Source organism: Acidovorax sp. SDU_ACID1, assembly GCF_045291395.1.
Classification (GTDB): Bacteria; Pseudomonadota; Gammaproteobacteria; order Burkholderiales; family Burkholderiaceae_C; genus MR-S7.
Map to the genome: position 1 here is coordinate 1,592,714 of NZ_CP152342.1, position 18,495 is coordinate 1,611,208.

An 18,495-nucleotide genomic window follows, 5' to 3' on the forward strand; every position below is an offset into this window, starting at 1 on the left:
TCAGTCCTTTAATCGGAGGCCGGTCTTTTTCAGGATGGCGGTGGAATACAGGATGTCGTGGCCACGGCAGGCATCGCCCAGCAGCGCGGCGATCTCGCTGGCCTGCTGCGCCACGCTTTCGCGGCTGGTGCCGTGCAGCATGGCGAACAGGTTGTAGGGCCAGCCGGGCAGGTGGCGCGGGCGGCGGTAGCAGTGGCTCACGCCCGGCAGGGCGGCCACGCGCGGGCCGAGCGCGGCCACCTGTTCGTCGGCCACGTCCCAGACGCTCATGCCGTTGGCGGTGTAGCCCAGGCGGTAGTGGTTGGGCACGGCGCCGATGCGGCGCACCAGGCCCTGGGCCAGCATGTGTTCCAGGCGTTCGCGCACCTGCTCGCCGGGTACGCCGAGCATGGCGCCCACGGCCTCGTAGGGGCGCGCCACCAGGGGCAGTCCGCCCTGGGTAGCGGCGATCAGCGCGCGGTCGAAGGCATCAAGCGCCATGGGATGCTCCTGCGAGGGGCAGCGGAGGCAGGCGCAGTTCCACGAAATACTCCTCCTCCTTGGGAAACGCGTGCACGGGCAGGCCCGTGGTGGCCTCGATGCGCGCGAGCGCGTCGGCCGCCTGCGCGGGGGATTCGGCGGCCACGACGAACCACATGTTGAGCGCATGCGTGCGCCGGTAGTTGTGCGCCACTTCTGGAAAGGCGTTGACGGTGGCAGCCACGGCGCCGAAGCTTTCCTCGGGTACGGCGATGGCGGCGAGCACGAACTGGCCGCCCGCGCGCTCGATCTGGAACAGCGGGCCGAAGCGCGTGAGCACGCCCTGCGACAGCAGGCGCCGCAGGCGCACCAGCACCCGCTCCTCGGTGCAGCCCAGCGCGGCCGCCACGGCGGCGAAGGGGCGGTCCACGAGCGGAAAGCCGCCGTGCAAGTGGTCCACCAGGAGTGCGTCGTCAGGGCTCAACATGGGCGGGCTCCTGGAGTTCGGGCGCCGGGCAGGCATGCGGCGCGTGGTGGGCGAAGCGGCGCGCGCCGGTCTGCTTGAAGCGCCGCAGCGAGAACAGCACGGCGCTGGGATAGGCCTGCAGGCCGGCCTGTGCGCTGGCGTGGGCGAGCGCCGCATGCACTGCCTGCCGGTTGCGTCCGTGCACCATGCAGTACAGGTTGAAGGGCCAGCCGTCCGCACGGGCGCGCCGGTAGGCCAGCGTGACGCCTGGCGTGTGCGCCAGGGCCGCGCCGTGGCGGTCTACCAGCGCGTCGGGCACGTCGAACACGGCCATGGCGTTGGCGGTGTAGCCCAGCTCGTGGTGGCGCACGACGACGCCGAAGCGGCTGAGCTGGCCCTGGGCCAGCCAGCGCGACAGTGTGTCCAGCACGGCCAGCGTGCTGCCGTGCAGCTGGTCGGCCCAGACGTCGTAGGGCCGCAGCGTGAGCGGCAGGCCTTCCTCGGCCAGGGCGGCGAGCGGCCGGTCGGCAGGCACCAGCGGGGCGGCCGCCGCGGGCGTGGGCTGCGCGGCGCCGGCCAGGTCGGCATGCAGGTCGAAGGCGGTGTCGATGCGGTAGGGGCGCAGCATGGGCAGGCGCAGCACCGGCAAGGCCGTGGCCTGCTCGATGGAGCGCAGCAGGCGCTCCACCTGCTGCGCATCGCGGCCGGTGGCGACGAACCAGAGGTTGGTGGTGTGCTCGCGCTCGTAGTTGTGGTTGACGCCGGGGTGTGCCGAGACGGTGGCGGCCACGCCGTCCAGGCGCGCGGGCGGCACGGTCATGGCGGCCAGCAGCGACGCGCCGCCCGCGCCCGGCGCGAACACGGCGCCGATGCGGCTGAGCGCGCCGGCCTGCCACAGCCGCGCGTAGCGGCCCAGCACCTCGCCTTCGTCCAGGCCCAGGGTCCGGCCGATGGCTTCGAACGGCCGCTCGCACAGCGGAAAGCCGCGCTGCCAGGTGTTGAGCAGCGCCAGGCCCAGGGCATCGCCGGCAGACATTCAGAACCCCATGCGCTGTGCGCGCGCGGTGAAGAAGATGCCGCTGGGGGCATCCACCGGCAGGCTGGCCTGCGCCTGCAGCGTGTGGGTGTCGTAGACCTGTACGCGGTTGTCGTCACGGCAGCTGATCCACACCGATTCGCCGCGCGGCGTGAACTCCATGTGCAGCACGGCCTTGCCGGGGCGCAGCGTCTCCACCACGCGCTGGCTGGGCGTGTCGATCACCTGCACCCGGTGGTAGTCGGGGACCGAGAAGTTGACCCACACCTGGCGTCCGTCGGGCCGCGCCATCACGAACACGGGCTGGCCTGCGACGGGGATGCGGCCGGCCTCGGCCCAGGTGTCGGTGTCGACGACGAGCACTTCGTGGCGGCCGACGGCCGGCAGGTAGGCGTGCCGGCCCGCGATGGCCCAGCCGCGCAGGTGCGGCATCTTGTACACGGGCAGGGGCTGCTGGCCGCGTCCGTAGCCTTTCATGATGCGGCGCGCGCGGGGTGCGGCGTCCCACAGGTCCACCATGGCCAGGCCGTCTTCGCCGAACAGTCCGGCGATGTAGTGGCGGCCGTTGGGCGAGACCAGGGCGTCGTAGGGCTGCTTGCCGATGTCAGGCAGGGTGGCGATGCGCGGCTGGCGCGGGTCGGCGCAGTCGGCGATGCAGATGGCGCCGGCGTCGAACAGGCTGTAGATGAAGCGCCGCTGCGGCAGGTCGGCCAGGCCGACCACGCGCGAGCGTTCGCCGCCCGGGGTGAGCGCGGGCACGTCGGCCAGCAACTCCAGGGTGGCGGCGTCGAACACCTTGATGCCGCCGGGCGTGTAGTTCTGCGCCACGACCAGGCTGCCGTCGGCGCTGATGGCGCCGCCGATGGAGTTGCCGGCCTGCATCACGCGGTGGGTGATCTGCTGCGCGAGGATGTCCACGCGGGTCAGGCCGCCGTCGCGGCCGAAGACGTAGGCGTAGCGCGCATCGCGCGAGAACACCACCGAGGCGTGCGACAGATCGCCCAGCCCGGTGACGCGGCCCATGGCGGCGCGGCGGCTGGTGTTGACGAGGGTGAGCGCGCCCTGGGCGCGCTCGACGACCACGCCCAGGTCGCCCGTGCCTTGCAGCGTGGGCGCCGGCGGCGGCGAGGCAGGAGAAGAGGTGGCCGCGCAGCCGCTGGCGAGCAGCGGCGCGCTGGCGGCGAGCGACAGCAGGTTGCGCCGTTTCATGGGAGTCATGGAGCCGGGCTCCTGTTTTCTTCGGGAAAGCCGCTGGCCAGCCGCTCGGCGATCCACCGCGCCTCGCTGCCCTGGAGCAGGGCGCTCCAGGGCGGCATGGGGGTGCCGGGAATGCCGTGGGTGATGACGGCGGCCAGGTATTCGGGGGGCTTGCCGGTCAGGGCCTCGCGCGTGAGCGCGGGGCCCAGGCCGCCGGTGAGGCGCATGCCATGGCACGAGCCGCAATCCTGGCGCACCATGCGCACGAGCTGCGCGCTGCGCTCGGCCGTGGGCACCGCGCTCTGCGCCATGGCTTGCGCCGCGCAGACGGCCCCGGCGAGGAGGAGGATGGCGGGACGCACCATGACAGTCCTCGTCGACGTCAGTAGACGTCGTGCATGGTGTTGTAGACGTTGAACTTGCCCGTCGGCGTGACCAGCTTCGCATCCTTGATCACGGTCTTGCAGGTGCGCGTCTTGTCGTCGACCACCACGATGGCCGATTCCTTGTCCTTGGCGCTCCACACCGAGAACCAGACCTCGTCGCCCTTCTGGTTGTACTCGGGCTGTACCACGCGCTTGGCGCCGTCGTCCTTGAGGTTGGCGCAGCCTGCGATGTCGATGATCTGCGGCGCTTTGCCCAGGTCCTTGATGTCGTACACCGCCACGCTCTGGCTGATCTTCGGGTCGGGGTTGAGTGCCGTGTCCACCCACAGGTTGGTGGATTTCGGGTGCGTCTTGATGAACAGCGAGCCGCCGCCCTGGCCCTTGAGCGACTGCACCACCTTCCAGGCGTTGGCCTTGTGCCTGGCCGGGTCGGTGCCGATGATGGCGATGCTCTCGTCGCCCAGGCCGGAGGTGGACCACACCGGACCGAATTTCGGGTGCACGAAGTTGGCGCCCCGGCCCGGGTGCGGGATCTTGCCCACGGGCACCAGCGCGGCCAGCTTGCTGGTCTTGGTGTCCACCACGGCGATCTTGTCCGACGCGTTGGCGGCGGTCAGGAAGTAGCGGCGCGTGGCGTCGAAGCCGCCGTCGTGCAGGAACTTGGCCGAGTCGATCTGCGTGGTCTTGAGGTTCTCCAGGTCGGTGTAGTCGACCATCCAGATCTTGCCGGTCTCCTTGGCGTTGACAAGGAACTCGGGCTTCTGGTGGCTGGCCACGATGGCGGCCACGCGCGGCTCGGGGTGGTACTCGTTGTCCACGGTCATGCCGCGGGTGGAGACGATCTTGCGCGGCGTGAGCGTATCGCCGTCCATCAGCACGAACTGGGGCGGCCAGTAGGTGCCGGCGATGGCGATCTTGTCTTCCCAGCCCTTGAACTTGCTGGTCTCGACGCTGCGGGCCTCCAGGCCGATCTTGATCTCGGCCACGTTGTCGGGCTTTTCCATCCACAGGTCGATCAGGTTCAGGCGTGCGTCGCGGCCGATCACGTAGAGGTAGCGGCCCGAGGCCGACAGGCGCGAGATGTGCACCGCATAGCCGGTCTTGACGATGTTGATGATCTGCTTGGTGTCGCCGTCGATCAGCGCGATCTCGCCCGCGTCACGCAGCGTGACCGAGAAGATGTTGTTGATGTTGTAGTTGTTCATCTTCTTCGCGGGCCGCTGGGCGACGGGCACGTATTCCTTGCGCGACTTCTCCATGTCTGCCAGCGAGAACTCCGGCGGTGTGGGAGGGTCTTGCTGCACGTAGCGCGCCATCAGATCCACGGTGGCCTCGTCGAAGTCGCCCGACGTCAGCCAGTTGGGCATGCCGGCGGGCGAGCCGTAAGCGATGAAGACCTTCAGGTAGTCCGTGCCTTTGCCCAGGGTGATGTCCGGCGTGAGCGCCTTGCCGGTGGCGCCCTTGCGCAGCACGCCGTGACACCCCGCGCAGCGCTCGAAATAGATCTGGCGGGCGCGGTCGAACTCGGCCTGCGTCATCGCGGGCGCCTTGGGGTTCGTGCTCTGGTGCATGGGCACATCCGCCAGAGGCGAGCCGCCGGCCTGGTAGTTTTTCTCGGCCTCGGAGACCGGCTTGGCGTCCTGCGCCATCGCGGTGGCCGACACCAGGGTGGCGGCGGCAAGCGCGACCAGCCTGGCGATCCTCTTTGCTGTCATTGTGGGTCCTCTGCGTCACGGATCAGCGCATGGGTGGTCCCCCGGCGGATGCCGCGGGCCCTCTCGCGAGGTCGCTGTCCATTCCCTCTTCATGCGAGTGGCTGTGATCGTCGCGCCGGCCCGCGCGCCTGTCCTTGAACTGGTTCAAGGACGGAAGCACGGGGCCTTTGAACAATCGGCACCACCACGATCCGCGAAGAAAGAAGACCTGTATGAGCTTCATAGAAGACGCGCGCTGGTTCGCAGCGCCTCCCGCCGCCGGGGCGAACGCCGGTCCCGGGCGCGTGACCCTGGTGGGGGCCGGCCCCGGCGACCCCGAACTGCTCACGCTGCGCGCCGTGAAGGCGCTACGCGGCGCGCGCCTGGTGCTCTACGACCACCTGGTGGGCAAGGAGGTGCTGCGCTACGTGGCCGACGATGCCGACCTGATCTACGTGGGCAAGGAGGCCGCTCATCACACGCTGCCGCAGGAATCCATCATCGACCTCATGCTGCGGCTGGCGCGCAGCGGGCGCAGCCTGGTGCGCCTCAAGGGAGGAGATGGCTTCATCTTCGGCCGCGGCGGCGAGGAGGCGCAGGCCCTGGCCGACGCCGGCATCGCCTTCGACGTGGTGCCCGGCATCACCGCCGCCCAGGGCGCCGGCGCCTGCGCCGGCATCCCGCTCACCCACCGCGACCATGCGGCCACGCTGGTGTTCGCCACCGGCCACCTGCAGGGCGACGGAGAAGTGGCGCTGGACTGGCAGGCGCTGGCGCGCCCGCGCCAGACGGTGGTGATCTACATGGGCATCGGCAACCTGCCCGTGATCTGCGCCGAGCTGGTGCGCCACGGCCTGCCGCAGGACACGCCGGCGGCGCTGGTGGAGCAGGCGTCGCTGCCGGGGCAGCGCTGCATCGAAGGCACGCTGCAGAGCCTGCCGCGGCTCGCCTTGCAGCACCGCGTGCGCCCGCCCGCGCTGATCGTGGTGGGTGGGGTGGTGGCCCTGCGCCCGCAACTGCTCAAGGGCTTGCAGGCCATGGCCGCCTGAGCGGGCGGTTTCGGGCATCATCCGGGCTTCACTTGGCGAAGCCCATGCAACAAGACATTCTGATTAACTGGTCGCCGCAGGAGACGCGCGTGGCCGTGGTGGAGAACGGCGCTGTGCAGGAGCTGCACGTGGAGCGCACTCTGGAACGCGGTCTGGTCGGCAACATCTACCTGGGCAAGGTCTCGCGCGTGCTGCCGGGCATGCAGTCGGCGTTCATCGACATCGGCCTGGAGCGGGCCGCCTTTCTGCACGTGGCCGACGTGTGGCACCGCCAGGAGGGCGGCGAGGCGCCCATGTTCGCGCGCAAGAACGAGCCGCCCGTGCCGATTGAGAAGCAGGTGTTCGAGGGCCAGTCGCTCATGGTGCAGGTCATCAAGGACCCCATCGGCACCAAGGGCGCACGCCTGTCCACCCAGGTCAGCATCGCCGGGCGGCTGCTCGTCTTCCTGCCGCAGGACGACCACGTGGGCGTCTCGCAGAAGATCCCGGCCGACGAGCGCGACGCCCTGCGCGCGCGCCTGCAGGCGCTGGTGGGCGACAAGGCCGCGGGCGGCGGGGGCGGCTTCATCCTGCGCACCAACGGCGAGGACGCGAGCGACGAGGAGCTGGCCGAAGACATCGCCTACCTGCGCAAGACCTGGACGGGCATCCGCCAGGCGTCCCTGAGCCGCCCGCCCACGTCGCTGCTCTACCAGGACCTGAGCCTGCTGCAGCGCGTGCTGCGCGACATCGCCAGCGAGGAAACGCAGTCCATCCGCATCGACTCGCGCGAGCAGCACGCGCTGCTGGCCGCCTTCGGGCGCGAATTCATGCCCGCCGCGGCTTCCAAGCTGCAGTTGTACAAGGGCGAGCGTCCGATCTTCGACCTGTTCGCCATCGACGAGGAGGTGGCCCTGGCCCTGGGCCGGCGCGTCCAGCTCAAGTCCGGCGGCTACCTCATCGTGGACCAGACCGAGGCGCTCACCACCATCGACGTGAACACCGGCGGATACGTGGGCGCGCGCAACTTCGACGACACCATCTTCAAGACCAACCTGGAGGCCGCCGGCGCCATCGCGCGCCAGCTGCGGCTGCGCAACCTGGGCGGCATCGTGATCGCGGACTTCATCGACATGCTGCGCGAGGACCACAAGACGGCCGTGCTGGCGGAGTTCCGCAAGCAGCTCGCGCGCGACCGCGTGAAGACCATGCTGGGCGGCTTCTCGCAGCTCGGCCTGGTGGAGATGACGCGCAAGCGCACGCGCGAGTCGCTGGCCCACATGCTCTGCGAGCCGTGCCCCACCTGCCATGGCGTGGGCGAGGTGAAAACCGCGCGCACCGTGTGCTACGACATCCTGCGCGAGGTGCTGCGCGAGGCGCGCCAGTTCAACCCGCGCGAGTTCCGCGTGATCGCCTCGCCCAAGGTGGTGGAGCTGTTCCTCGACGAGGAAAGCCAGCACCTCGCGGGCCTGTCGGACTTCATCGGCAAGCCGATCTCGCTGCAGGCCGAGAACGCGATGGGGCAGGAGCAGTACGATATCGTCCTGCTCTGAAGCGGCCGTTTTTCCGGGAAAGCATCTTTCGTGTCTGGATCGACCACGGGCGCCGCGGCGCCGCTGCGCGCCCGCGGGGCGCTGGCATGTCTCTGGGGCCTCGCGGCCGTGTTCGTGGTGCTGGGGCACGACGGGCGCCGCGTGGCGCAACTGCTCATCCTGTTCCTGCCGCTCATGGCCTGGCTGGCCTGGCCGGTGCGCAGCCCGGCGGTGCGGCGATGGCGGCGCGTGCTGGCGTGGGCCGGCTTCATGTGCTTCGCGTTGGACGGCGCGGCCCGGGGATTCCTGCTGGATGCCTACCAATCCGCGCCGGACAGCTCGCTGGTGCTCGGTGCCGCGGCCAACACCAATGCGCGCGAGACGGGCGAGTACCTGCAGGCGCACTGGCGCACGCTGCTGCTGTGGCTGGCGGGGCTGGCCGCAGCCGGCGCGTGGAGCTGGCGCCTGGCCGCGCAGGCCGGCGCGCAGGGCACGGGCCGGCTGTCCCGCGGCCTTGTGGTGCTGCTGGCCGTGGGCCTGCTGGTCGGCGCCCTGGGGTATGCGAGCAAGCCGTGGCGCCGGCTGCACCCTGTCGTTTTCTGGGCCGGCTGGAGCCAGTCCGTGCAGGCCTTGCGCGGCACCCTGGGGGACCAGGAGGCGTTCCGGCGCGCGGAGCTGGCGCGGGCGCGCGCCGCGGCGCCGTCGGTGGCCAGGGAAGGGCCGTCCACCGTGGTGATGGTGCTCGGGGACAGCGTGAACCGGGACAACATGTCGCTCTACGGCTACGCCAGGCCCACCACGCACCGTCTGGAAACCCAGGTGCGGCAGCTGGGCGACCAGATGCTGACGCTGCGCCACGCCTGGTCCGCCGATGCCAGCACGCTGCCCGCGCTGCGCAACATCTTCGGCTTCGGCGGCCTGGGCCGGCAGGATGCGCCGCCCCACCTGCTCGCGCTCGCCCGCGCGGCGGGCTACAAGGTCTGGTGGGTGAGCAACCACGACGACGTGGCCGTGGAGCAGACGCATGCGCGGCTGGCCGACGTCGTGGACTTCATCAACCGTACGCCGGGCCGTTCCACCATGTCGCTGGACGGCGAGTTGCTGGACGAGCTGCAGAAGGCGCTGGAGGACAGCGCGCCGCGCAAGCTCATCGTGGTGCACCTGCTGGGCACGCACCCGCACTACCGGCTGCGCTTTCCTGCCGATGCCAATCCGTTCGACGATGCGCCCGACAGCGTGGAGCGCGAGCTGGAGCGCCAGGGCCGGCCCTACTGGGTGCGCCGCCTGCGCCAGGACTACGACGCGGCCATGCTCTACCACGACTTCGTCGTCTCCGAGACGCTGGCGCTCACGCGCAACGCCGGCGGCAACCCGGGCTACCGCGCCTGGATGTACCTGTCCGACCATGGCCAGGAGGTGGGCCATGCGACCGACCATGCCGGCCACAGCCCCGGAACGGCCGCGGGCTACCGCATCCCCGCGCTGCTGTGGAGCAACGATGCGCCGCGCCCGGAGCGCGCCGCCATCGCCGCGCGACCCTTCCGTGGGGACTGGGCCGGCTGGACCATGGCCAGCCTGCTACACCTGCGCTGGCCCGGCCTGCAGCCCGCGCGCGACGTGCTGGCGAAGGACTATGTGTGGCAGGCACCGCGGTTGCCCATCGCCATCTCCGCGTATGACCGGTGACGGAGGTTTCATATGAAAATGGCGTCAAACCCTTATCCAGCAAGCGCAAGCAGCTATGAAAACAGGATCCGACAGGGGCAGTGAAGCGTCCGCCCCCGCCGTACGCGACCTGCCTCTGGCAGGGCCGGGCGGTGTCGTGCTGCATGGCCGCCTGTGGCAGCCCCAGGGCGGCGGCGCCCGTGCGCCCATGGTGCTGCTGCACGACTCCCTGGGGTGCGTGGCGCTGTGGCGGGACTTTCCCGCGCAGCTGAGCGCCGCCACGGGCCGCGAGGTGCTGGCCTACGACCGCTGGGGCTTTGGCCGCGTCCGACGCGCGCACCGGCCTGCCGGGCACCGGCTTCGTGCGCGAGGAGGGCGAGCAGGTCGTGCCGCGCCTGCTGGCGCAGTGCGGCAGGGAACGCGCCGTGCTGCTGGGGCACAGCGTGGGCGGCGGCATGGCCGCCTTCGCCGCGGCCCACCTGGGCAGCGCGTGCGAGGCGCTGCTCACCGTGTCCGCCCAGTGCTACGTGGAGGAGCGCACGCTGGAGGGCATCCGAGCGGCCGAGGCCGCCTTTGCCGACGAGGCCGAGATGGACCGCCTGCGCAAATACCACGGGGACAAGGCGCGCTGGGTGCTGGACGCCTGGACGCGCACCTGGCTGTCCCCCGCCCACGCCGGCTATTCCATGGAGCCCGCGCTGGCGCGCGTGCACTGTCCCACGCTCGTGATCCACGGCGCCGAGGACGAATACGGCTCCCCGCAGCAGGCCGAGCGCATCGTGGCCAGCGTGCGCGGCCCCGCCGAACTGGCGGTGCTTCCCGGCTGCCACCACCTGCCGCACCGCGAACGCGCGGCCGAAGTGCTGGAGCGCATCGCCGCGTTCCTGGCGCGCAGCGGCTCGCAGGCCTGACTTCCATGCCCTCGCGGCGCCATTTCCATCGTCTATGACCCCGATGTCCAAAGCACCCGGCACGCTCGATGCCCTGGCCCCCTTGCTGTTCGTGATGCTGTGGAGCACGGGCTTCATCGGCGCGAAGCTGGGCCTGCCTTATGCCGAGCCGCTCACCTTCCTGACGCTGCGTTTTGCCATCGTCATCGTGCTGATGCTCGCGGTGGCCGTGGTGGCGCGGGCCCCCTGGCCTGCGTGGGGCAGGAGCTGGGTGCACATCGGCGTCGCGGGCCTGCTGGTGCATGGCGTGTACCTGGGCGGCGTGTTCATCGCCATCGGCCAGGGGCTGCCGTCGGGAATCACCGCACTGGTGGTGGGCCTGCAGCCGCTGGTCACGGCGCTGGCAGCGGGGGCGCTGCTGGGCGAGAAGGTGCGGCCCGTGCAGTGGGCGGGTCTGGCGCTGGGCTTCACGGGCGTGGTGCTGGTGGTGGCGGGCAAGGTGGCCGGGGTGCCGGTCGGGGCGGTGGCAGGCATGCTGGGCCCGGCGGTGGTGGCGCTGCTGGGCATCACGGTGGGCACGCTGTACCAGAAGCGGTTCTGCCCGTCGTTCGACCTGCGTACGGGCACGGTCATCCAGTACCTGCCCACCCTGGTGGCAACGGCAGCGCTGGCCGCTGCCACCGAGACCATGGCCGTTCAGTGGACGGGTGAATTCGCCTTCGCGCTGGGCTGGCTGGTGCTGGTGCTCTCCGTGGGCGCGGTCAGCCTGCTGAACCTGCTCATCCGCCGCGGCGGGGCGGTCCATGTGGCGAGCCTGTTCTACCTGACGCCGCCGGTCACGGCCCTGGTCGCCTGGCTGCTGTTCGGCGAAACGCTGACCGGCTGGGCGCTGGTGGGCATGGTGGTGGCAGCTACCGGGGTGTGGCTGGCACGCCGGTAGGTGCTATTCAAAAAGGAGCTGCTTGCGCTTGCTGGAAAAGCGCTGGAGCCCGATTGGGCTCAAAGCTTGCGCAGCCGCTCCAGCGCCGCGCGCAGCGTCTCGTCCTGCTTGGCGAAGCAAAAGCGCACCACGCGCTGGTCGAATCCGTCGCCATAGAAGGCCGAGAGCGGAATGGCCGCCACGCCGATCTCGCGCGTCAGCCATTGGCAGAAGTCGGCTTCGGGCAGGTCGCTCACGGCCGAGATGTCCACGCATTGGAAGTAGCTGCCGGTGCTGGGCAGCAGCTTCAGGCGCGAGCCCTCCAGTCCCTGGCGGAACAGGTCGCGCTTGGCCTGGTAGAAGGCGGGCAGATCCAGGTAGGGCGCGGGGTTCTTCAGGTATTCGGCCAGCCCGTACTGCATGGGTGTGTTGACGGTGAACACGTTGAACTGGTGCACCTTGCGCAATTCCGCCGTGAGCGCGGCGGGCGCGGCCACGGTGCCGATCTTCCAGCCGGTGACGTGGAAGGTCTTGCCGAAGCTGGAGACGATGAACGCGCGCTCGGCCAGGCCGGGAAAGCGCGCGGCGCTCTGGTGCTGGGCGCCGTCGAAGACCATGTGCTCGTAGACCTCGTCGGAGATCAGCAGCACGTTGGTGGGTGCGAGCAGCTCTTCGAGCGTGCGCATGTCGGCTTCGGTCCACACGGTGGCGCTGGGGTTGTGCGGCGTGTTGACGATGATGAGGCGCGTGCGCGGGGTGATGGCGGCGGCTATTCTTGCGAAGTCGGGACGGAAGGTGCCGGGAGTGAGGGGCACGCGCACCACCACGCCGCCGGCCAACTCGATGTTGGGCACGTAGCTGTCGTAGCAGGGCTCCAGCACGATGACCTCGTCGCCCGGCTGCACGCAGGCGAGCACGGCCGTCAGGATGGCCTGCGTGGCCCCGGCGGTGATGGTGATCTCGGTGTTGGGACAGTAGCGGCGCGCATGCAGCGTTTCGATCTTCGCGGAGACGGCCTCGCGCAGCGGGGCCACGCCGGTCATGGGCGGGTACTGGTTGTGCCCGGCCTGCATGGCGCGGGTGACGGCGTCCAGCAGCGCGGGGTCGCAGGCGAAGTCGGGGAAGCCCTGGCCGAGGTTGACAGCCTGGTGCTCGGTGGCGAGCGCCGACATGACGGTGAAGATGGTGGTGCCCACGTTGGGCAGGCGGCTGGGGAAGGTGGGGGTGGTCATAGTTCGTAGTCGTTCACGTGGCCGGTCATCGCGCGGGCGATCAGGTCGCGGCTCAGGCGGTCGCTCAGCAGTTCGGCGAACTTGTAGACGAAGTTGCGCAGGTAGGCGCCGCGCTTGAACGCCACGCGCGCCACGCTCTGGCCGAACAGGTGGCCGACCGGACGCACGACGAGGTCGCCCGCTGGGTCGCCCCGCATCGCCATCTCGGCCACGATGCCGATGCCCAGCCCCAGGCGCACGTAGGTCTTGATGACGTCTGAGTCGATGGCCTCCAGCACGATGCGCGGCTGCAGCTTGCGCGCGGCGAAGGCCTGGTCGATCTTGCCGCGGCCGGTGAACGAGGGGTGGTAGGTGATGAGCGCCTCGTGCGCGATGTCGTCCAGGCCGATGCGCTCCTTGCCTGCCAGCGGGTGGCTGGGCGGCATGACCAGCACGTGCTGCCATTCGTAGCAGGGCAGGGTGACGAGGTCGGGGTAGTCGGCCAGCGACTCGGTGGCCATGCCGATCTCGGCCACCTCGTCGATCACCATGCGCGCCACCTCGTGCGGCGTGGCCTGGTGCAGGCTGATGTGGACCTTGGGATAGGCCTCGCGCAGCCTGGCCACGGGCATGGGCAGCACGTAGCGCGCCTGGGTGTGCGTGGTGGCGATGGAGAGGGTGCCGCTGTCCTGGGCGCTGTACTGCTCGCCGATGCGCTTGAGGTTGCCCACCTCGCGCATGATGAGCTCGATGCTCTTGAGCACGTGCTGCCCCGGCTCGGTCACGCGCTTGAGCCGCTTGCCGTGGCGCGCGAAGATGTCCACGCCCAGCTCGTCCTCCAGCTCGATGATGGCCTTGGAGACGCCGGGCTGCGAGGTGTGCAGCGCCTTGGCGGCCTCGGTCAGGTTGAGGTTGCGGCGCGCGGCTTCCTGAACGAAGCGGAACTGGTGCAGATTCATACTGAAAAGCGGCTAAGAAGTCGCATCATTATGCTGCATTCATCTAACGAATGGTGGCCTCGTGGGTGGTTTCGCTGGCGATGTGTGCCATCAGCGCGACCATGCGCTCGTCCTCGCCGACCGGGGTCTGCAGGTGCAGGCGCAGGTGGGGGAATGCGCGGGCCAGCTCCTCCACCATGCGGGGCAGGTCCTCGCGGGCGTGGCGGCCCGTGCCCAGGAACAGCGGAACGATGGTGATCTGCGTGGTGTCGGCCGCCAGCTCGCCCACGGCGCTGGCCAGGTCGGGTGTGCACAGCTCCAGGTAGGCGCAGCGCACGGCGCGGTGCGGCTGGTCTGCCTGGATGCGTGCGCACACGGCTTCGATGGGCCGGCGCCATAGCGGGTCGCGCGAGCCGTGTGCTAGCAAAATAATAGCTGTTTGCGCTTGCTGCATAAGCGTTAGGGGCTGAAAAGGCTTGAGGTCCGGCTACCTTCTGAGCACCAGCCAGCCGAACGCCGCCAGCGAGAGCACGGAGTAGATCAGCCCCGGCGCCGCCGCCGTGAGCCAGGGCGACCAGTTCTGCAGGTTGCCCGCGAAGCCGAACACGTTGTTGAGCAGGAAGAAGCTGATGCCCGCCATCACGCCGCCGAACACGTAGCCTGCGATGCCGCCCGAGCGGAAGTGCAGGTAGGCGAAGGGCAGCGAGAGCACCACCATCACCAGGCAGGAGAGGGGGTAGAACACCTTGCGCCAGAACTCGATCTCGTAGCGCTGCGCGGCCTGGCCGTTGGCCTCCAGGTGGCGGATGTAGCGGAACAGGTCGATGGTCGCCATCTTGTCGGGCTTGAGCAGCGAGGCGGCCACCATCTCGGGGCTGATGCGCGTGGGCCAGTGCAGCGTGGGCTCCTGCAGGCGGCTCACGCGGACCTCGTCGGCGTCCTTGCCCCCTCCGCGCTGGAACACGCTGCGCTGCACCTGCGACAGGTTCCAGCCCTCGCTCGCGTCGTCGAAATCTCCCTGTTCGGCCTGGATGGTGGAGGCCACGCGACCATTGCCGTCGAACTCGAAGATGCGCACGTTGCGCATCTGGCCATCGGGGTCGATGGCACGCACGTTGACGGCGACGGAGTGGTCGCCCTGGCGCTCCTTGAGCCACGCGCCCGTGGCGCCGGTGCTGATCTGCCCTAGCCGCCGCGCCTTGACCAACTGGGCCGCGCGCTCGCTGGCGGGGGCGATGTAGTCGCCGATGGCGAAAGTGACGACGACGAACGCACCGCCCAGCAGCAGCAGCGTGCTCAGTGCCCGCCAGGGCCCCAGGCCGCTGGTGCGCATGATGGTGAATTCGGAGCTCTGTGCCAGCCGGGCCATGACGAAGATGGTGCCGATCAGCACGGTGATCGGCAGCAGCTCGTACAGGTGCTTGGGCTGGCTCAGCGCGACGAACAGCAGTGCGTGCGAGAGCTGGTAGTCGCCCAAGGGCGTGCTGCGGCCCACCCAGCGCAGCTCGTCCACCATGTCGAAGAAGAAGAACAGTGCCAGGAAGGCGAGCGTGGCGAAGGCCACGCTGGCGACGACCTCGCGGTAGATGAAACGGCGGATGGTGATCATGCGGCGCTCCGCCCGCGCCGGAGCATGCGCGGCGACCAGTGGTTGTGCCGGGCGGCCAGCAGCAGCAGGCCCAGCAGCAACGTGCCGCCGTGCAATGCCAGCATGAAGGACGGCAGGCCGAGGCGGCCGGCGGCGATCCAGCTCTGGCCCACGGTCATGAGGTTGTAATAGACCACGAAGGCGAACAGCGCGAACACCAGGCTGCCGCTGCGCCCGGCGCGCGGATTGACGACGGCCAGCGCCAGCCCGAGCACGGTGAAGTTCAGCACGGCGAAGGCCAGTCCCAGGCGCCAGCCCAGCTCGGCGCGGTAGGCGGGCAGGGGGCTTTGCGCCAACTCGTGCGTGTCGCGCGTCTTGGCGGCGGCCTCTTCCCGGTCGCCCGGCGCGGCGGAACCGATGCGGGTGCCGTATTCCTCGAACTCGCTGATGCGCAGGCCCGGCTTGTCGAGCAGGGTCTCCAGCCGCTGCCCGTCGCTCAGCAGGGCCAGGCGCTCGCCGTTGCGCACCTCCAGCCGCGCGCTGCGCGCGGACGTGACGGTTTCCCGGTGCGGCTCCGTGGTGGCGATGAAGATGTTGTTGGCCGCGTTGGCGTCGGGCGAGTCCTTGTCGATGAAGAACACGCGCGTGCCGTTGGAGGATTCCTGGAATTCACCCGGCGCGATGCGGTCCACGTCGCTGCGCTGCTCGTACTGTTCCTTGAGCTCCTGCACCTGCCGGTTGGCCCAGGGCCACACCGCCAGAGACAGCGCGGCCACGGCCAGCATCACCGGCCAGGAAAATCGCAGCAGTGGCGCCAGCAGGCTCATGAGCCCCCGGCCGGCGGAGAACCAGATGACCATCTCGCTGTCGCGGTACATGCGCGAAAGCGTGCCGACCACGGCGATGAACAGGCTCAGGCTCAGGATGGTGGGCAACTGCCCCAGCACGGTGAAGCCCATGACGAGCATCACGTCGGACGGGGCCACGCTGCCGCGCGAGGCTTGGCCCAGCGTGCGGATCAGCATCATGGTCATGACCACGGTGATCAGCACCACCAGGGTGGCGCCGAAGCTGCGCGCCAGCTCCTTGCGAATGGACGAATCGAATAACATTGGTTCGAAGGAAAACGCTGATTATGAACTTCGAACTGAAGACGCTTTCACTGTCCGCCGCTGCCGCGCATCCGTGCGATCTGCTCGTGGTGCTGGTGCCCGAGGGCTTCAAGCCGCGCGCGGACGCGCTGTCGTCGCTGGCGGCCCATGCGCTCAAGGCGGGCGACCTGGACACCAAGGCGGGCAAGCTGCTGCCGCTGTATGCACCCCTGGGCGTATCCGCGCGCAGGGTGGCGCTGCTGGGCTGCGGCGACGGTACCGCGCGCGCCGTGCGCCAGGCCGTCCTGGCGGCGGGCGCGATGATCAAGGCGCCGTCCGTCAGGCGACTGGCGCTGGTCTTCGCGGCCGCGCCCCAGGCGGGCGCGGTGGGCGCGGCGGTCCGGGCCGTGTCGGAAGCCAGCTATGTCTATACGGCCACCAAGAGCAAGGCCGAACCGCGCGCACTCGCGCGCGTGGCCGTGGGGGTGGCCGATGCCGCGGCGGCGCGGGCCGAGTTCGCCACGGCCACGGCGCTGGTCGCCGGCACCGAATATGCGCGCGAATGGGCCAACCGCCCCGCCAACCACGCCACGCCCACGCTGGTGGGCCAGGCTGCCAAGGCGCTGGCCAAGCACCCGGGCATCCAGTGCAAGGTGCACGGTCCGGCCGAGGTCGCCAGGCTGGGCATGGGCGCCTTCCTGGCCGTGGCGCGCGGCTCGGAGGAACCGCTGCGCTTCATTGAACTGCGCTACGAGGGCGCGGGCAAGACCCAGGCACCGGTGGTGCTGGTGGGCAAGGGCATCACCTTCGACACGGGCGGCATCTCCATCAAGCCGGCCGCCGAGATGGATGAGATGAAGTTCGACATGGGCGGCGCGGCCAGCGTGCTCGGCGTCTTCCGCGCGCTGGCGGACCTGCGGCCGGCCATCAACGTGGTCGGCCTGATCCCCGCGTGCGAGAACATGCCCGACGGCAGGGCGGTCAAGCCCGGCGACGTGGTGACGAGCATGAGCGGGCAGACCATCGAGATCCTGAACACTGACGCCGAGGGGCGGCTGGTGCTGTGCGACGCCCTGGCCTATGCCGCGCGCTTCAAGCCGGCTGTCGTGATCGACATCGCCACGCTCACGGGGGCCTGCGTCATCGCCCTGGGCGGGCTGCGCAGCGGCCTGTTCGCCTCGGACGACGGCCTGGCCGAGCGCCTGCTGGCGGCCGGCGACGCCGCGCTGGACCCCTGCTGGCGCATGCCGCTCGACGACGAATATGCCGAGGGGCTCAAGAGCAACTTCGCCGACGTGGCCAACGTGGCCGGCCGCGCCGGAGGCTCCATCACGGCGGCCAAGTTCCTGCAGCGCTTCGTCGGCAATACGCCCTGGGCGCACCTGGACATCGCCGGCACGGCCTGGAAGGGTGGCGCGGCCAAGGGCGCCACCGGCCGGCCCGTGGGCCTGCTGGTGCATTACCTGCTGGGTATCGAAGCGGCAGGCTCTGCCCGCAAGCCCGCCAGGCGCGCGGCCCGCGTGGGATGAACATGACCGAGGTGGCGTTCCATTTCAATGCGCCGGACAAGCTGGCCTATGCCTGCCGGTTCGCGCGCAAGGCGGTGCGCCGCGACATGCGCGTGGTGATCACCGGTTCCGAGCAGGACCTGCGCCAGCTCGACCGCATGCTGTGGGCCATGGCGCCGACCGACTTCGTGGCCCATTGCCTGGACGAGGCGGACGAGGAGCAGCGGATGGCGTCGCCGGTGCTGCTGGTGCGCGCCACCTATGACATGCGCCAGTGCCGGCACCGCGAGATGCTGCTGAACCTCGGCGATGCGGTGCCCGAAGGGTATGGCGAATTCGCCAAGCTGGTCGAGGTGGTGAGCCGCTCCGACGAGGCCGACCGCAGCAGGGCGCGGGAGCGGTGGCGCCACTATGCATCGCGCGGCCACCAGATCGTGCGCCACGACCTGGTGCTCAAGGAGGGGATGTGATGTCCACCCCGCCGCGCATGCCGCCCAGATTCGTGCCCACGCTCACCGATGTGGTGCACCTTCCCGAAACCGCAGTCCTGTCCGAGGCACAGGCGGCACCACCGCCTGCGGCGGTCCAGGAGCCTGTTCCTGTGCCCGCTGAAGCGCCGGTGGCGGGCAGTCCGCTGCCGCATGGCATCGAGGAATATGTGGTGCACCGTGTCATGCAGCGCGTGGACGTGGTCCTGGACCAGCGCTTGCGCGAAGCCATCGCCCTCGTCGTGCAGGAGCAGACGCGCTCCATGGTCCCTCGTCTCAGGGAAGAAGTGGAAGCCGTCGTTCGCCATGCTGTTTACGAGGCTGTGGCGGAAGAATTGGCGAACGGTTCAAACGTCTCGTAGCTGACAGGGTATTCCCCTGTGTCGTTTCCTGGAAACT

19 protein-coding genes are annotated in these 18,495 nt (G+C 69.9%); 8 read left to right on the forward strand and 11 right to left on the reverse strand.

The features are described from left to right. From AAG689_RS07875 to AAG689_RS07900, 6 genes are read right to left on the reverse strand one after another with little or no spacing between them, the layout of a single operon-like run. Window positions 1-480: an Lrp/AsnC family transcriptional regulator gene (locus AAG689_RS07875; protein WP_406625472.1), complete on the reverse strand. Its 480-nt coding sequence runs from the start codon at window positions 478-480 to the stop codon at window positions 1-3. Next, window positions 470-946 carry an Lrp/AsnC family transcriptional regulator gene (locus tag AAG689_RS07880; protein ID WP_406625473.1) on the reverse strand — a complete coding sequence of 159 codons (477 nt, stop codon included), beginning with the start codon at window positions 944-946 and terminating at the stop codon, window positions 470-472. The genes AAG689_RS07875 and AAG689_RS07880 overlap by 11 nt, the downstream gene beginning before the upstream one ends. Further along, on the reverse strand, window positions 933-1,961 hold the full coding sequence (locus AAG689_RS07885; protein ID WP_406625474.1) for an Lrp/AsnC family transcriptional regulator: 1,029 nt from the start codon (window positions 1,959-1,961) through the stop codon (window positions 933-935). The genes AAG689_RS07880 and AAG689_RS07885 overlap by 14 nt, the downstream gene beginning before the upstream one ends. Continuing rightward, window positions 1,962-3,170, reverse strand: coding sequence for a cytochrome D1 domain-containing protein (locus tag AAG689_RS07890; RefSeq protein WP_406626306.1), 1,209 nt, complete (start codon window positions 3,168-3,170; stop codon window positions 1,962-1,964). A gap of 5 nt (window positions 3,171-3,175) precedes the next feature. Further along, window positions 3,176-3,523: a c-type cytochrome gene (locus tag AAG689_RS07895; protein ID WP_406625475.1), complete on the reverse strand. Its 348-nt coding sequence runs from the start codon at window positions 3,521-3,523 to the stop codon at window positions 3,176-3,178. 17 nt (window positions 3,524-3,540) lie between these two features. Next, on the reverse strand, window positions 3,541-5,259 hold the full coding sequence (locus tag AAG689_RS07900; RefSeq protein ID WP_406625476.1) for a cytochrome D1 domain-containing protein: 1,719 nt from the start codon (window positions 5,257-5,259) through the stop codon (window positions 3,541-3,543). A 212-nt stretch (window positions 5,260-5,471) separates the two neighbouring features. Here AAG689_RS07900 and cobA point away from each other — a divergent pair, with 212 nt between their 5' ends. The 5 genes from cobA to AAG689_RS07925 all read left to right on the forward strand — a co-directional run bounded on the left by cobA (window position 5,472) and on the right by AAG689_RS07925 (window position 11,293). Then, window positions 5,472-6,287, forward strand: coding sequence for a uroporphyrinogen-III C-methyltransferase (gene cobA, locus AAG689_RS07905; RefSeq protein ID WP_406625477.1), 816 nt, complete (start codon window positions 5,472-5,474; stop codon window positions 6,285-6,287). 44 nt (window positions 6,288-6,331) lie between these two features. Next, on the forward strand, window positions 6,332-7,819 hold the full coding sequence (rng, locus tag AAG689_RS07910; RefSeq protein ID WP_020228067.1) for a ribonuclease G: 1,488 nt from the start codon (window positions 6,332-6,334) through the stop codon (window positions 7,817-7,819). A gap of 30 nt (window positions 7,820-7,849) precedes the next feature. Next, entirely contained in the window at window positions 7,850-9,484 is a 1,635-nt protein-coding gene (locus tag AAG689_RS07915; RefSeq protein ID WP_406625478.1) for a phosphoethanolamine transferase, read from the forward strand. A gap of 296 nt (window positions 9,485-9,780) precedes the next feature. Further along, entirely contained in the window at window positions 9,781-10,374 is a 594-nt protein-coding gene (locus AAG689_RS07920; protein ID WP_406625479.1) for an alpha/beta fold hydrolase, read from the forward strand. Between the two features lie 43 nt (window positions 10,375-10,417). Beyond that, the gene (locus AAG689_RS07925; protein WP_406625480.1) at window positions 10,418-11,293 is read left to right on the forward strand and encodes a DMT family transporter; all 876 of its coding nucleotides are present in this window, start codon (window positions 10,418-10,420) and stop codon (window positions 11,291-11,293) included. 59 nt (window positions 11,294-11,352) lie between these two features. On the opposite strand, the gene AAG689_RS07930 is transcribed toward AAG689_RS07925, so the two are convergent. Genes AAG689_RS07930 through lptF form a run of 5 tightly spaced genes read right to left on the reverse strand, consistent with a single transcriptional unit; the run spans window position 11,353 to window position 16,121 of the window. Further along, window positions 11,353-12,504 carry a pyridoxal phosphate-dependent aminotransferase gene (locus tag AAG689_RS07930; RefSeq protein WP_406625481.1) on the reverse strand — a complete coding sequence of 384 codons (1,152 nt, stop codon included), beginning with the start codon at window positions 12,502-12,504 and terminating at the stop codon, window positions 11,353-11,355. Next, complete coding sequence (locus tag AAG689_RS07935; RefSeq protein ID WP_406625482.1) at window positions 12,501-13,442, reverse strand: CysB family HTH-type transcriptional regulator; 942 nt, start codon at window positions 13,440-13,442, stop codon at window positions 12,501-12,503. Before AAG689_RS07935 ends, AAG689_RS07930 begins: the two co-directional genes overlap by 4 nt. A gap of 43 nt (window positions 13,443-13,485) precedes the next feature. After that, window positions 13,486-13,875 carry a sirohydrochlorin chelatase gene (locus AAG689_RS07940; protein ID WP_406625484.1) on the reverse strand — a complete coding sequence of 130 codons (390 nt, stop codon included), beginning with the start codon at window positions 13,873-13,875 and terminating at the stop codon, window positions 13,486-13,488. A 33-nt stretch (window positions 13,876-13,908) separates the two neighbouring features. After that, window positions 13,909-15,030: an LPS export ABC transporter permease LptG gene (gene lptG / locus AAG689_RS07945; RefSeq protein WP_406625485.1), complete on the reverse strand. Its 1,122-nt coding sequence runs from the start codon at window positions 15,028-15,030 to the stop codon at window positions 13,909-13,911. Beyond that, window positions 15,027-16,121, reverse strand: coding sequence for an LPS export ABC transporter permease LptF (gene lptF / locus AAG689_RS07950; protein WP_406625486.1), 1,095 nt, complete (start codon window positions 16,119-16,121; stop codon window positions 15,027-15,029). Before lptF ends, lptG begins: the two co-directional genes overlap by 4 nt. Before the next feature lie 23 nt (window positions 16,122-16,144). Here lptF and AAG689_RS07955 point away from each other — a divergent pair, with 23 nt between their 5' ends. From AAG689_RS07955 to AAG689_RS07965, 3 genes are read left to right on the forward strand one after another with little or no spacing between them, the layout of a single operon-like run. Then, a complete protein-coding gene (locus AAG689_RS07955) occupies window positions 16,145-17,629 on the forward strand; it encodes a leucyl aminopeptidase (RefSeq protein ID WP_406625487.1) in 1,485 nt (494 codons plus the stop codon). A 2-nt stretch (window positions 17,630-17,631) separates the two neighbouring features. After that, the gene (locus tag AAG689_RS07960; protein ID WP_406626307.1) at window positions 17,632-18,078 is read left to right on the forward strand and encodes a DNA polymerase III subunit chi; all 447 of its coding nucleotides are present in this window, start codon (window positions 17,632-17,634) and stop codon (window positions 18,076-18,078) included. After that, the gene (locus AAG689_RS07965; protein ID WP_406625488.1) at window positions 18,078-18,458 is read left to right on the forward strand and encodes a hypothetical protein; all 381 of its coding nucleotides are present in this window, start codon (window positions 18,078-18,080) and stop codon (window positions 18,456-18,458) included. The genes AAG689_RS07960 and AAG689_RS07965 overlap by 1 nt, the downstream gene beginning before the upstream one ends. Window positions 18,459-18,495: the final 37 nt, after the last annotated feature.

Bases quoted from the DNA above. Each gene is read 5' to 3' on its own strand.
- AAG689_RS07875 (WP_406625472.1), bottom strand. From the start codon at position 480: ATGGCGCTTGATGCCTTCGACCGCGCGCTGATCGCCGCTACCCAGGGC.
- AAG689_RS07880 (WP_406625473.1), bottom strand. From the start codon at position 946: ATGTTGAGCCCTGACGACGCACTCCTGGTGGACCACTTGCACGGCGGC.
- AAG689_RS07885 (WP_406625474.1), bottom strand. From the start codon at position 1,961: ATGTCTGCCGGCGATGCCCTGGGCCTGGCGCTGCTCAACACCTGGCAG.
- AAG689_RS07890 (WP_406626306.1), bottom strand. From the start codon at position 3,170: ATGAAACGGCGCAACCTGCTGTCGCTCGCCGCCAGCGCGCCGCTGCTC.
- AAG689_RS07895 (WP_406625475.1), bottom strand. From the start codon at position 3,523: ATGGTGCGTCCCGCCATCCTCCTCCTCGCCGGGGCCGTCTGCGCGGCG.
- AAG689_RS07900 (WP_406625476.1), bottom strand. From the start codon at position 5,259: ATGACAGCAAAGAGGATCGCCAGGCTGGTCGCGCTTGCCGCCGCCACC.
- cobA (WP_406625477.1), top strand. From the start codon at position 5,472: ATGAGCTTCATAGAAGACGCGCGCTGGTTCGCAGCGCCTCCCGCCGCC.
- rng (WP_020228067.1), top strand. From the start codon at position 6,332: ATGCAACAAGACATTCTGATTAACTGGTCGCCGCAGGAGACGCGCGTG.
- AAG689_RS07925 (WP_406625480.1), top strand. From the start codon at position 10,418: ATGTCCAAAGCACCCGGCACGCTCGATGCCCTGGCCCCCTTGCTGTTC.
- AAG689_RS07930 (WP_406625481.1), bottom strand. From the start codon at position 12,504: ATGACCACCCCCACCTTCCCCAGCCGCCTGCCCAACGTGGGCACCACC.
- AAG689_RS07935 (WP_406625482.1), bottom strand. From the start codon at position 13,442: ATGAATCTGCACCAGTTCCGCTTCGTTCAGGAAGCCGCGCGCCGCAAC.
- AAG689_RS07940 (WP_406625484.1), bottom strand. From the start codon at position 13,875: ATGCAGCAAGCGCAAACAGCTATTATTTTGCTAGCACACGGCTCGCGC.
- lptG (WP_406625485.1), bottom strand. From the start codon at position 15,030: ATGATCACCATCCGCCGTTTCATCTACCGCGAGGTCGTCGCCAGCGTG.
- lptF (WP_406625486.1), bottom strand. From the start codon at position 16,121: ATGTTATTCGATTCGTCCATTCGCAAGGAGCTGGCGCGCAGCTTCGGC.
- AAG689_RS07955 (WP_406625487.1), top strand. From the start codon at position 16,145: ATGAACTTCGAACTGAAGACGCTTTCACTGTCCGCCGCTGCCGCGCAT.
- AAG689_RS07960 (WP_406626307.1), top strand. From the start codon at position 17,632: ATGACCGAGGTGGCGTTCCATTTCAATGCGCCGGACAAGCTGGCCTAT.
- AAG689_RS07965 (WP_406625488.1), top strand. From the start codon at position 18,078: ATGTCCACCCCGCCGCGCATGCCGCCCAGATTCGTGCCCACGCTCACC.